A 14,037-nucleotide genomic window follows, 5' to 3' on the forward strand; every position below is an offset into this window, starting at 1 on the left:
TGGTTTATATTAAAGGAAGGCTTTTGGCCATTTGTTGGAATTAAAAATTTAATATAATTTTGAGTCTGAGATTAAGCCTTTACATTAGATAACTTTGCCTGACTTTAAAATGGGAATGCGGGCAAAATATGGTGATTTTAACCACTAGCTTACCTTATTAAGCAATGATTGTCTTATTCAACTTTTATTGATGGATATGAAAGTATGTCTGTACATCTTGCAAAATCCTATGTGGGTGACACCTATGGGATGCATTTTCTGTTAATTCAAGCGACTGAAGTCGCTATCGCCTTTCATGAAGGTGACCTATATAGAATATTATAAGCCCAACGAATTAATGTTATGGATAAATAAAACCAATTTCTTTGGTAAAAATAATGAGGTTTTTTATTTCCGAAAAAGAGGAAGAGATAGTTTTTGCTAAACTTTGGGATAATACAGAAAAAGGTCAATAATCTGATGAAAAAGAAAAAATAAAATAGAAGAAATTATGTTTAATTTTCGAATAAATCGTTATTTAGATGATGAGGATTTATATAATCGTCTTATTCAAGGTTATCGACGTGACGAAATTAAGCAAAAAGATTTAATGAGTGATTTATCCATAATCAAATTAAATTCTACTTTTTTAGAAGTGACGGATGTACATTATAAAGAACGTGGTTATGTTACTCTTATTATTTTATTTTTCTTTAAGGATGTGTTTTTTTTAAATGTTGTTTTTTTTCCATTAAATATCGATTGGTATATAATATCAATATCAATATCAATATCAATATCAATATCAATATCAATACCAAGTTTATTTTTTGCTCTTTTTTTCCTTAAAATCGAATGCTTTATTTATACTCATTATCCCATTCGTTTTAATCGTAAAAAACAACTGGTTCATCTATTTAGAGTTAATGGAGAAGTACAAACTATACCTTGGAAAGATATCTATTTTTGTATGCGAAGGGAAAAGCCCGATGGGATGACACCTAAAATGTGGTATCTGTGTGGACATCTTTTAGCTGAAGATGGCATTACGGTTATTGATACCTTTACGGTGAGTATGTATGCGCCGAAAAAAATATATGTGCTACGCTTCTGGGAGTTGATACGCCGTTATATGGAAGATAAAAACGGTGTTAAAGAAGTAGCTGATATTTCCAGTTGGTTTTTACCTATCAATGAACGAAAAGAGCCGTTTGGAATAGGGCTTTGGATGTTAACTATGCGCAGTGGATTTATTGGTTCAATCATTATGCTTCCCGTAAATATAGCACATGCAGCGGCTCGTTGGCTGACCTTTCAAACCAGTAAAATTCCCCAATGGACATCCGAAGTTGAAGCTCTTTGTCATATCAGTGAGCATGATCCTTATAATTTTGATTGTCATGGTGTGGACATGAAATGGCGTTGGCGTTATTTGCTTTTTTGGCGTTATAAAGAAGGTATTGCTGTGACAGGACGTCGTTGGAAACGATAATTTTAAAAAACGTATTTATTGGGAATAGATGATACGACCGGATTCTATTTTACTAAAAACTCTTCCTATTCCACCTAAATTAAATATAAATAAGCACATTGTTATTGTTTTTTTTCTGGGAGTAATTATATTTTTATCTTTGGTTTTTGTTTCCTACCTATTCAAGATTGACAAACCAAAATTAATATATGTTGTGTTATCTTCAATAACTTCAATCTGTTACTTAATTTTTGATCAAGAAAATAAAAGAAATGAATAATATTTATTCTGGAAAAGAAATTATAAATAATAACTTTTCTATGAGTTTATCATCTAAGATCTCTAATAGATTAAAAAATCATTATGGCACTTTTTGGCGCAGAAAAATAACAATCCAACTCCTCATCGGCACGCCCCTTTCTATCTAAAAACTCACTCCCAATCTAACAACTGATATCTGGCAAGAAAATAACGGCACATTGCTTAAAGTCCGATTTAACGCTATACCTTATAGTGAAACTCTTTGCTGGCGTCCAGCTGTTAAACCTCGCCCAATTATCACAGGCACACTGACTGCGCGTTATTGTTGATGCCAATCGTGATAAACGTGGCGAAGGTTTTGAATTACGCACTGACAGTTGGGGAGCTATAAGAGCAGGTAAAGGGTTATTTATTAGTGCAGATAATCAAGCCAAAGCAGGTGGTGAAGTGCTGGCAATGGAGGAGGCGATTGAGCAATTAGAGCAGGCTCTGTCACTCGCTAGAAATCTACAAAAAGCAGCTATAACAGCTCATGCAAGTAGCCATGATTTAGACTGCCAATCAAGTTTAAACACAACTTTAAAACATTTATCCTCCGCAGGTATGCTTTTACATGCACCAAAAGGTATCGGTATTTTAAGTCCCAAAGCTATTATGCTTTCTTCTGGAGTAGAAAGCATTGGCATCATATCGGGTCATAATACGGATATTAGTGCAGAAAACTCAATAATAGCAACAGCGAGTGAAACAATAAGTTTGTTTGCTAGAAAATCAGGAATGAAATTATTTGCGGGACAAGGAAAATTAGAATTACAGGCTCAGGATGATGAATTAAATGCCATTGCGTTAAGTAATATATTATTAAGTAGTGAACAAGGAAAGGTTCTTATTAAAGCTAATCAAGAACTCACTTTAAATTGTGGTGACGCCTATATAACACTTAAAGATGGAAATATTGAGCTAGGTTGTCCTAAAAATATTCTATTAAGATCATCGAATGTACAAAAAATGGGAGCGGCTTCCTTATCAACTCCAATTAATGAACTACCTCGAGGTTTTAGTGGTGAATATGTATTAACGAGTGAACAAACAGGAGAACCATTACCTTTCACTTCTTATAAAATCACAACAGAAGAAGGAGAAGAATATAATGGCGTTTCTGATAAAGATGGGAAAACACTAACTATCTATACCTCTTATCCAAACTCATTAGAAATTGAATTTCCTGATACCATTCACGATGAGCAATTCAAAGCAACTAATAAATAAACAGGAAAACCTATTCCTAATTATCCTTATTATATAACATCAAATAATGGTAAGGTTTTATTCGGATACACAAATAACATGGGATTAACAGAGCGATTTGAAACAGGTATTGAACCTGACATTAAAATTTTATGGGGAGATGAAGCACTAGAAAAAATAGAACAAGGAGAAGAGAATGCCCAATAGAAAAACAACAACTAAAACTACTAGTGATTCAAATTCAATAAAAATAGTTCCCCTCACTGTTTTACAATTTGAACAACTATGGGATGCTTATCCTTCTACAACAGTAGAACATCAAGATCCTAAAACAAAGGATGATGTTTTTTTAAATCACAGTGCTATACATGTCAGTGAAGCACTGTATCAATGTGGAATACTCATGAGGAGTTTTCGTGGCACTCGTTGTTGGCATTGTCCAACACCTGACGATAAAACAAAAAAAGGGATACATGCAATTAGGGCACAAGAATTAAGTCATTATTTACAAAATCAACCTTTTGCAGGTTATCCTAAAACAATAGAATTAACTGGTAGCTCATACGAAAGTGTAATATCAAGTAAAACTGGTATCATATTCTTTCAGGATTATTGGTTACGGGCAGGAGAAAAAATAGCAACCGGTGACCATATTGATTTATGGAATAAAGGTGAATTAGCCGGTAGTGGAACAATAGGCTCTTTTTTTAGAGTGACGTTTCCTAATTTTACAGAAAGTTTTACTGCCTTATTTGGTTCAAATGCGCGAGTAACATCCCTTGAAAAAACCAAAAAAGTTCTTTTTTGGGAGATTTTATGAGAGATAAACTTTTAAATATCTTATCAATCTTAATTATTTCATTTTATACATTTATTCTACTTTTTTCTATTGATGGTTTACAACGAAGCAGTACAGTTAATAATTTATTAAATAAACCACCATCATTTTTCACTCCTGCTTATTCTTTTACTCTTTTATTCATCCTGATAATAATATTAACTATAATAGTGTTCTCTGTATTCAAAAAAACTTACAATAGAAATAAAAAGAATAATTATACCTTCATTTTTTATTTCATTAATTATTTATTTTACCATCATATTAATTCCAAATTTAAACACTTACTTATATGATAAATATATTTTTATTTTTTACAATGGGATTATTTATAATGGCGAGGAACGAACGCAACAAGTATTCTCTTTTATGTTTAGAATATTCACTATAATTTCCGTTTTCAGTATTGCATTAATAATTTTTTAAAAAAAGTAAAAAGTAAAAATTTATAAGGAAATAAATATGTTTTCTAATAAAACATCATCAGTCTGTCAAACAAAAATAGTAAGTTTGAATAATAATCAGAAAAAATACTGGATTGAAATAAAGCTAGTTGATGAGCTAAATAAACCTATTTCTGGTATATCATGGTATGCTGAAAATGAATCAACACGTTGTGGGCATAATAAGATTTATAAAGGAAAAAGTGACAAAGATGGAATAATTACCATTAAAAACTTACATAAGCTGGAACTATTTCTCTTTCTAGAGGCTCAAGAATTTGCTGATGAAATGGAAAAACGACAACTTAGATTAAACCGATACGATGAAAGTTCAACAGTCAAATTTTATACAGATAAGAGCCATATTTATCACTATGCAAAAATTGGAGAACTCTGTAACCAAGCGCCTGTGATTGAAAATTGGAATGAAAAAGAATTACCTTTTTACCATTTCCCAAATGGAAATAAATTTGATGGGTATAAAATATCCGACCAACAGTTAAATAAACGCCATGTTATTGAAATTTGCCCTTTCCGCGCATGGTCACTCATTCTTCATCATATACCCGAATATTCCCTAGTTAATGCTTATAATCTCGCTGTAATGTCTGATTTAGCCTATCTTGAACGACCTGATTTACTTAAATTTTTTAATCGTGATTTTCAAGATTTATCGACTATTCCACAACTCACAAAATCCACGATTATGCCTTACACCGTAGTTAATGATGTTCCATTTAGTGAGCGTTACTATCCTCCTGTTTTTATGGATACCGCAAACATAGAAACTCCAATTGGTAATACGCAACTTTTTTATGTTGAAAATAAAGAACATATTATTGTTTCTTGGCGAGGGACATGGGAGATTCCCGATTGGCTTACTGATATTAGTTATGCTCCGAGTATTTGCCCAAAAGAGATTGCCTCTGAGGGGAAAATGCATGGGGGGTTTTTAGAAGCCTATAATATATCAAAAATAAGTTTTAAAGATGAATTTAAAAATATAAATAATAAATTGAGTGATAAAAAGCTTTTCATTTGTGGACATAGTTTAGGCGGTGCACTTGGTCTAGCTTACGCTGCTGAAATGACCGATTATAGACCTCTATTATATACCTATGGTATGCCTCGTATTTTTTCAGCTAAAGCTATTCAAACAATGACTGGCTTTGTTCATTACCGACATATTAATGATTCAGATACTATCACGAGTGTTCCCCCTGATGCTGATTTAGATAACTGGTTATATGGTAAATTTGGTTACTTGGGTAATACTTTTGGTTTTATCTGGGCGGGTTTAGTTCAACTTCCATTAGATAAAGTAGGTGCCATATCTGGAGATCCTTTTTGGCATCATGGTGAATTAGTTTGCTTTTTTAAAATAACACAAATCGTTGAATGGCAAGAATGTACTATTGATAACAATCCATCTAGTTGCCGAACTTTAACATATCCACTTCCTATTAAAGTTAAGCTTTTTCTTGTTCCTTCGATAGCAAAATTAGAAAACCAACAAGCACATTTAAATCAAGAAGTTTTTATGAAGGAACATGATATTAATGATATTCAACGTTTTTTTCCACCAAATACCAATCCATTATTAGATAGTTTTACAAACCCCAAAAATCATTCTATGTCAAAAATGTATGTTCCCTATTTAAATAATGAATTATTAGAGGCTTCTTGGCCTGAAATTCAATTACAACGTAAAATTAAACGACTAAAGTTTATAGAGCAAATGGAGCAAAACAGCCACAGACACGATAATGCTGGGATCTCTCCTGAAGAATTAGAAAGAGACAAAGCATTTTTAAATATGCAAAAAATAGTTTCAAGTACCCTTAATATCACAAAATCAATTTCAGGAGGCGAAAATGCCCTCATCCGTTTTAGAAGTAAGACAAGAGAAGAATTGGAGCGTTTATAAGTTTTTTCTCTTACTTTCTATCCTCATTATGATCCAAGGCTGTGCACCTCGTAGTGATAAAAATAAAATACTATCTCCACCTGCTGATACGGAGTGGGTTACCGTCGGGATCAAACTTCCAGAAGGCATTGAGGCATTACCTTTAAATGTGCTTTATCGTTCCGAAATTTGCCAACGTGCTCGATATAATTCGGCTGGAGAAAAGTATTATATTTCGGGTTTTAATCCTAACTCCGTAGCACTTAAACAACAAGGTAGCAGTGATATCTATCAGACTAAAATCGCCCTTAATGGAGGAGGCTCATGCCAATGGCAATTGAGTGAAGTTTGGATGTCAATTCGTTATAAAAAAATACTGAATACTTATAATGATTTTGAAGCAATACCATCACATAAACTTATTTTAATCTTTAATAACCATAAATATAACGAAGGAGAAATTATAAGAAATTTAATAAAAAATGAAGAAATAGGACTAAATTACTATCCTGTATTTATTAATAATAAAATAGCAAATGAAAAAAATATAATTTTGTTTCAGCATTGGAATAGATCTCAATATATATTAGTCAATAATGAAAAAAATATATTATTTACTCCTCTTTATCATAAGGATAATATCACGAAGATTGACATACCTAAAGAGCGAGGAACTGATGTTATTATTTATTATTCAGATGGTACCATAGAAAAAAAACCTTCATGGTCTCCAAATTATAATAAATTAAAAAGTCTTAACTAAATATAACTTCAATTACAGCTCTAGATATTATTTGAACCTATTTATGTCAAATATAAGGCAAGAGAAGAAATAGATCATTTATAAACTTTCTTTCTTATTGTCTATGATCATTATTATTCAAGGCTGTGCACCTCGTAGTGTTAAAATACAGCTCTTTATTTGACACTAAATAGCTTACTGTTGGTATTCAATATCTAAAAGAAATTGAAACATCATCCTTGAATGTATATTAATGGAATAATTTATGAATAAAAATATTATTGTGTTAGGCGATAAAACTAGTCATGGCGGCACAGTTATTACTGCAACATCAGATATTATTATAAATGGGAAAAAAGCAGCTAAAGTAGGAGATAAAGTCAATTGCCCTAAAAAAGGACATGGTATTAATTCTATTATTGAAGGATCTTCCAATTTTATTTGTAAAGATTCATTTATTGCTGTTGAAGGTTGCCGTACAGAATGTGGTTGTTACCTTATTGCAAGTATTACTGATTTTTCATTGGATTAATTATGGCGTGGAATAAAGAATCAATTAAATTAATATCAAAACCAACCCCATTCCCTTATTTTAAATGGGGTTTGGCAATATTTTTATCGATTTTCTTTCTAATCTATTCTTTAAGTTTAAAAAATAAAGATGAAGTTATACAACAAAAAGAATTATTTAGTAGTGTTATTTCAATTTTACCTTTATTAATAATAATAATTTCTTTTTTATATAAATACATGGATTATATAAAAAACAAAAACATTTATTATTTTTTATATAATGAAAAAAAATTTGCAGATAAAAAATGGGAAGATTGGAGCGCGCGTAGTGTTGGTGTTATCGATAGTCTTGTTTTTCTTCCACAAAAGACAACTATTTCATATATGAAAAATAATTTATCAGAACATATATCATGCTATAATATTCCACAATACATTGATTATTTAGATAATAAAAATCCATCACTATATTATTTATTGAAGAGTACAAAAAAAACTATCGAAAAATTGCTTGGTACACATCATATAGAAATAAAATATTTAACTATTAAAGATAAAAATAGTGTAGAAAATAAATTTCAGCTTGTATGGAAAGAACTATTTCTCAATAAGGAAATGCCAAAGTTAGAAATAGTTGAAAAATTATCATTTCAGTATATAGAAGAGATAATTTTAAAAAACAATGATGTCGTAGAAATAATAATTATAGATCAAGATTATACAGAAAAACAATCAGCGGCTTTAGCAATATTGATTATGGCATCAGATGACACAAATAAAAAATATCATATTGATACCATTGCTAATATTCAACGTCCTATGTTAATAGGAGAAAATGAAATCTATAAAGAAGCTATAAATATTTTTAGTGAGATTCAAATTGAATCGCGATCAGCTAGTTATATTATGATAGATAATAAATCAAATAGTGATATGCTAGTTGCTTTATTTAATAATGATAATTATTTGACTAAGATATCCTTAGATAATATTTTCGATATAGAGTATTTTATCGGTCCTGTTGGTGATTATTCTTCTTGGGTAACAATAGGATTATCCGTAAATTTTGCATATCAATATAAGAAAAACATTCTTACATTATCTCGTGAAAAAGATAATTTTTATATTAATACAACAATCTCAAATGATGATTAAATAAAATGAATATAAAACTAATACCATTCTCTATAAAGTCTCTTTTTTTTATTTTTATTTTATTTGTACTTTGCATAGTTATTTTGCGTTATGGTGATTATTTTTTCATTGATTCCATAGGCATGAAGAAAATGGCTATTGTTGTTATACTATTAATCAGTTCTTTTATTACTGTTTTACTTTTCTACTTTAAAAAAATAAAAAAATATAGATATAGAAATGATACGAATAATTCTAACAAATACCCATCTGAAGAGTATAGAGTAAAATCAGGAAATAATAATAACAATATATTATTAAAAAAAATGAAAGAGTTTTATGGTTTTTTTTGGTATAAAAAAGTAAAAATTTATTTGCTAATAGGTTCTTCATTTTCTATCGAAAAACTCACTCCCAACCTGACAACGGAGATCTGGCAAGAAAGTAACGGCACATTGCTTATCTATGGTGGCGATATCCATCAACCTATGGATGAAAATTTAATTCAAGATCTAAAACAACTGCGTCGCCGTCGTCCACTTGATGCCGTTATTTGGGTATCAGAAAATAATTTATCGCAACAACCGCTGGGTCATTCCTTATTTAATCACTTAAATTCGACCAACACCGATACCGCAAGCCGCTATTTCCACCAGCTCTTTCGTCAATTACGCTGGCAAGCCCCCATTTGGCTTTGGAACGTCAGTAATAACGGCGAAATAACCACAGATGAAACGCCCACCGTGCTTTATTCAGCTCCTTTCAAGGCGACGGCTGAAACGCTTTCCAATGACTTAAAAACGCTTTTACCTGCATTAGTGGAACAAGGTACACAAGCAGTCTTACATAATCAAACACAGACCTATTTACTGGCTTTAGCTCGCTTTTTGCAGTATGAAGGATGTGAAAAACTCGCCAATAACTTGGCTCCACTATTATCAGGTTATCGCTCGTTGCCGTTTGCGGGTGTGCTCTTTAGTACGGCGGGTAACGATAACGTTTCAGCCATTTCACCAAAAACCAATCAGTGGACATCCAATTCCCATTGGAAAGCGCTCATTACAGCAAATTCACAACTGCCTTATCAGTTAAAAGCCTCACCTTTAGGCTTAAATTCAAAACGTATTTTACAATATACCGTCGCAACGGCCATGACGCTGTGGGGCATTGGCATGGTAGTTTCTTACTTTATGAATCGCCAATTAATTACCCAAAGTCAGCAACAAGCGCAATTAGCAACGGACAATCACCAATCTGAACTTGCCCGCTTACAAGCCCAGTATGGCTTACAACAAACTCTCGGCTTATTGAGTCACCGAGAAAAAACCGCTGTGCCATTTTGGCTACGCTTTGGATTAAGTCGTAATAACGCATTGCTTAATCATCTGTGGCCCGTTTATAGCCAATCCATGTTGCCATTATTACGGGATTCAACTCAGCATCATCTTGAATCTTATCTGCAAGCATTTATGCAGCTCCCTCCTGAAAGTGAGGAACGAATTGAAGGCGCTCAATCGGCTTATCAAGCATTAAAAGCCTATTTAATGATGAGCGACCCCTCTCGTATCGAACCGGTTTTTTTTACTGAAAGTGTACTCAATATTTGGCATCAAAATGAAGATCTAAAAGACGGTGAATGGCAAACCTTAGGCACAGAATTATTAACTTTCTATGCTTCTCAATTACCTTATCACGAGGAGTGGATAATTAAGCCTAATCGTACTTTAATTGCCGGAAGTCGCACTATTCTTATTCGTCAAATTGGTCAACGTAATGGCGAATCTGCGCTTTACCAAAAAATCTTACAACAGGCACAGCATAACTTCGCAGAGATGACATTAGATGATATGACCGGTGATACCGATGTCAGTTTCTTACTCAGTACCTCTGAAACCATACCGGGGATTTTTACACGTAAAGCGTGGGAAGAATCGATTGAACCTGCTATCAAAAAAGCAGTTCATGAAAGACGAGAAGAAATCGATTGGGTATTAAGTGACACACAAAAAGAGACCGATATTGATGTCTCTCCCGAAAAACTACAACAAAATCTGACAGAACGCTATTTTAATGATTTTTCAGGTAGTTGGTTAAGCTTTCTCAACGGATTACAGTGGCGAGAAACACAAAATTTATCCGATACGATTGATCAACTCACATTAATGAGCGATGTCAGACAGTCTCCTATTATCGCCCTAATGAATACACTTTCTTATCAAGGTAAAACGGGTCGTCAGCAAGAAAAATTAGCTGACTCTTTTGTGAATTCCGCCAAAGACTTGTTAAACAAAGAGCAACAACCTGTCATTAGCCAAAAAGCCGAATTCACAGGTCCTCTAGAGCCTGTTTTTGCACCGATATTGGCGTTTACTGATCCGCAATCTTCAGCACAAAATAGTGATGCATTGAGCTTACAAGCCTATCTTACTCGCGTGACAAGAGTGCGCTTAAAACTCCAACAAGTGGTGAATGCCCCCGACCCCCAAGCCATGTCTCAAGCCTTAGCCCGAAGTGTTTTTGAAGGAAAAACCGTCGATTTATCCGAAACGCAAGATTACGGAAGCTTAGTCGCCGCAAGTTTTGGTCAAGAGTGGAGCGGTTTTGGGCAGACACTGCTAGTACAACCGATGTCTCAAGCATGGCAGCAGTTATTAGCGCCGACGTCGCAAGGTATTAATACGCAATGGCGCAATGCGGTGGTAAATGACTGGAATAACGCCTTTGGAGGTCGTTATCCCCTTAAAAATACCCAAAGTGAAATTTCATTACCTTTAATGGCACAATATTTACGCCCTGATAATGGGCGTATTCAGCGTTTTCTTGAAAGCCATCTCAACGGAGTGTTGCGTAAAGAAGGCACCCATTGGGTACCCGATACCACCAATGCCCAAGGCTTAACCTTTAATCCCGAATTTTTAAAAGCCTTAGATAAACTCAGCTATCTGGGGGATGTTGTTTTTGCGAATGGTGAAGCACGTCTTTACTTTGAATTACGCCCAGGTACCTCACCCAACATTATGCAAACGCATTTAATGATAGATAGACAATCTCTTCTTTACGATAACCAGCAACCCCAATGGCAGCGTTTTGTCTGGCCAGCGGATACCGTTGCCTCTGGAGCATCACTGAGCTGGATAACCACAAACACAGGCACGCGTATTTATGGTGATTATCGTGGCGTCTGGGGCATTATTCGTTTACTGGAAGATGCCCAAATTACACCTTATGCAGGGAGTACCAGCAGTTATTCTGTTAGTTGGAAAACCTTAAACGGACAATCACTAAATTACACCTTAAGAACTGAAATGGGTGAAGGTCCTATCGCTCTCTTGCAACTACGCAATTTTGTTTTACCAGAAAAGATCTTCTTGGATTAACCCTTTAAACAATAAAGAGAACATTAAAATGGAACTTTATGGATTACTACAAAGTTTAAGCTTAACAGTACGTTGGACAACGTTTTTTTTACCACGAAACTTGATTACACTAAAAGTATAAAAATGATTATTTAAATTGAATAAATACATCCGCAACTTTTTTAGGACCTTCATAAATTTCAATTTGTTTTAATTCTTTTAATAAGTGGTGAGGAGCATGTTCAACTAAAAACTGCATATCGCCTTCACTTATCCAATGTTCAGACTCTTGCCAAGTATAAATAATTTTAATCGCAAGGCTCCAGCTATTTGGTTCATAAGGTAGTTGAGTGATTGGATAATAAATACCCGTTAAAGGCGGGGGGGATTGTCTTCCTCCTTCAATAGAAGTAAGCCAGATGATTTTAACGCTAACATTGGTATGCATATTATTTTCCATCATCAAATAAAAAATATCCGCCATAAAGGCGGATATTTAAAGCGCTAATTGAAATTACGCTTCGTCAACGTTTTCTTCGTCTTCTGGTGTAGGCTCAACAATTCGAACTTTATTAATTCGATGGTTGTTCACTTCTAATGGTTCAAATTCAATACCCTCAATTAGGATTTTTTCTCCTACTTTGGGTACACGCTGTAAATGTTCCATTAGTAAGCCTGCTAAAGTTTCATACTCACGTTTTTCATCCAATTTGATTGGAATATAAAGTACCAGGTCTTCAAGTGGTGTAAAGCCATTAACAGTCCATGAACCGTCTTCGTTTTGAGCCAAGTCATGACGTGAATCGTTTTCTTCAGAACTGACCGGCAAGTTACCTGCTATGGTTTCCATTACGTCAGTCAGCGTCACAATCCCTTCTACCGAGCCAAATTCATCGACGACAAATGCGAAGTGAGTGTGAGCATTACGGAACTGTTCTAACGCTTGCAGTAAGGATAAACCTTCAGGGAAAATCAACGGTTGAGTGACCAATAAACGTAAGTTTAGAGGTTCATTACGTAACTGTTGATTCAGTAGTTGAATAACATTAACCACTCCGACTGGTTCGTCACTCGATTGTTCATCCGTGATCACGAGGCGAGAATGAGGTTCTTTTTCCAATAATTGGCGGATATCATCTTGTGTTGCATTTAAGTCTACATATTCAACATCATGGCGTGAGGTCATGATACTGTTAACATTACGTTGGCTTAAACCAAGCACACGCACAATCATTTGGCGCTCTTGAGGATCAAATACGTCTTCTGAACTGGAGACTAAATCAGAGGTATGAGGATCTAATTCAGAAGATTCGGGCTTACCATTAATAATACGTAAAACCGCTTCTGCTGTACGTTCACGCAGAGAGCGAGAAGCAGATAAGAAACGGCGACGATTAAATTGTGCAAGCTGATTAAAGACTTCTATCATGATAGAGAAGCCAATGGCTGCATATAGGTAACCTTTTGGAATGGCGTAGCCAAAGCCTTCGGCAACTAATGCAAAACCAATCATCAGCAAGAAGCTTAAACACAAAATAACAATGGTTGGGTGATTATTGACAAAATTTGTGAGGGGCTTACTTGCAAGGATCATCAAGAACATTGCAATAGTAACAGCCGCAATCATAACACCTAAATGATCAACCATACCCACAGCGGTTATCACTGAGTCAAGTGAGAATACCGCATCCAGCACGATAATTTGTGCAACGACAGACCAAAAGCGAGTTGTTTTGCGTTGTTTTCCTTCGTCGTGATCTTTACCTTCTAACCGTTCATTAAGCTCCATTGTGGCTTTGAACAGCAAGAATATCCCTCCGAGCAACATAATTAAGTCTCTTGCACTGAAAGGATGATCAAACAGTGTAATAAGAGGTTTTGTCAGAGTGATAAGCCAAGAAAGACTAAATAACAATACAATTCGCATAACAAGGGCACACAATAGGCCTGTTATACGAGCTCTATCTCTTAGTTTTGCTGGAAGTTTATCTGCCAGAATAGCAATGAAAACAAGGTTATCAATACCAAGTACGATTTCGAGAACAATAAGGGTGGAGAGTCCTACCCAGATTGTCGGATCCAAGATCCATTCCATACAGTTTGTTTTACCTTCTATAAAGACGGCATATGCCGACTCGAGAATAAT

Annotated in this window: 10 protein-coding genes and 1 pseudogene; 9 read left to right on the forward strand and 2 right to left on the reverse strand. The window is 34.2% G+C overall.

Annotated elements, in window-relative coordinates; genetic code table 11:
* Positions 1–192 precede the first annotated feature (192 nt).
* From SB028_RS20705 to SB028_RS06120, 9 genes and pseudogenes are all read left to right on the forward strand, one after another.
* Positions 193–306, forward strand: a pseudogene (locus SB028_RS20705) (hypothetical protein); the annotation flags it as partial.
* A gap of 184 nt (positions 307–490) precedes the next feature.
* Positions 491–1,471 (forward strand): DUF6708 domain-containing protein, encoded by a 981-nt coding sequence (locus SB028_RS06085; protein ID WP_318859958.1) that lies wholly within the window; start codon positions 491–493, stop codon positions 1,469–1,471.
* Between the two features lie 627 nt (positions 1,472–2,098).
* Positions 2,099–2,980: a DUF2345 domain-containing protein gene (locus SB028_RS06090; RefSeq protein WP_286138796.1), complete on the forward strand. Its 882-nt coding sequence runs from the start codon at positions 2,099–2,101 to the stop codon at positions 2,978–2,980.
* 175 nt (positions 2,981–3,155) lie between these two features.
* On the forward strand, positions 3,156–3,779 hold the full coding sequence (locus tag SB028_RS06095) for a T6SS effector amidase Tae4 family protein (RefSeq protein WP_069367554.1): 624 nt from the start codon (positions 3,156–3,158) through the stop codon (positions 3,777–3,779).
* Positions 3,780–4,259: 480 nt separating this feature from the next.
* Complete coding sequence (locus tag SB028_RS06100; protein WP_077885082.1) at positions 4,260–6,167, forward strand: lipase family protein; 1,908 nt, start codon at positions 4,260–4,262, stop codon at positions 6,165–6,167.
* Entirely contained in the window at positions 6,115–6,909 is a 795-nt protein-coding gene (locus SB028_RS06105) for a hypothetical protein (RefSeq protein ID WP_069367555.1), read from the forward strand. The genes SB028_RS06100 and SB028_RS06105 overlap by 53 nt, the downstream gene beginning before the upstream one ends.
* 244 nt (positions 6,910–7,153) lie before the next feature.
* The gene (locus SB028_RS06110; RefSeq protein ID WP_069367556.1) at positions 7,154–7,420 is read left to right on the forward strand and encodes a PAAR domain-containing protein; all 267 of its coding nucleotides are present in this window, start codon (positions 7,154–7,156) and stop codon (positions 7,418–7,420) included.
* A gap of 2 nt (positions 7,421–7,422) precedes the next feature.
* Positions 7,423–8,556 carry a hypothetical protein gene (locus SB028_RS06115; protein ID WP_069367557.1) on the forward strand — a complete coding sequence of 378 codons (1,134 nt, stop codon included), beginning with the start codon at positions 7,423–7,425 and terminating at the stop codon, positions 8,554–8,556.
* Between the two features lie 353 nt (positions 8,557–8,909).
* Entirely contained in the window at positions 8,910–11,912 is a 3,003-nt protein-coding gene (locus SB028_RS06120) for an ImcF-related family protein (RefSeq protein WP_318859962.1), read from the forward strand.
* A gap of 127 nt (positions 11,913–12,039) precedes the next feature.
* Here SB028_RS06120 and SB028_RS06125 read toward each other — a convergent pair whose 3' ends face one another.
* Positions 12,040–12,339: a hypothetical protein gene (locus SB028_RS06125; protein WP_069368816.1), complete on the reverse strand. Its 300-nt coding sequence runs from the start codon at positions 12,337–12,339 to the stop codon at positions 12,040–12,042.
* A gap of 66 nt (positions 12,340–12,405) precedes the next feature.
* The gene (locus tag SB028_RS06130) at positions 12,406–13,986 is read right to left on the reverse strand and encodes a TerC family protein (RefSeq protein ID WP_069368814.1); all 1,581 of its coding nucleotides are present in this window, start codon (positions 13,984–13,986) and stop codon (positions 12,406–12,408) included.
* Positions 13,987–14,037 lie beyond the last annotated feature (51 nt).

Source organism: Proteus vulgaris, from assembly GCF_033708015.1.
GTDB lineage: Bacteria > Pseudomonadota > Gammaproteobacteria > Enterobacterales > Enterobacteriaceae > Proteus.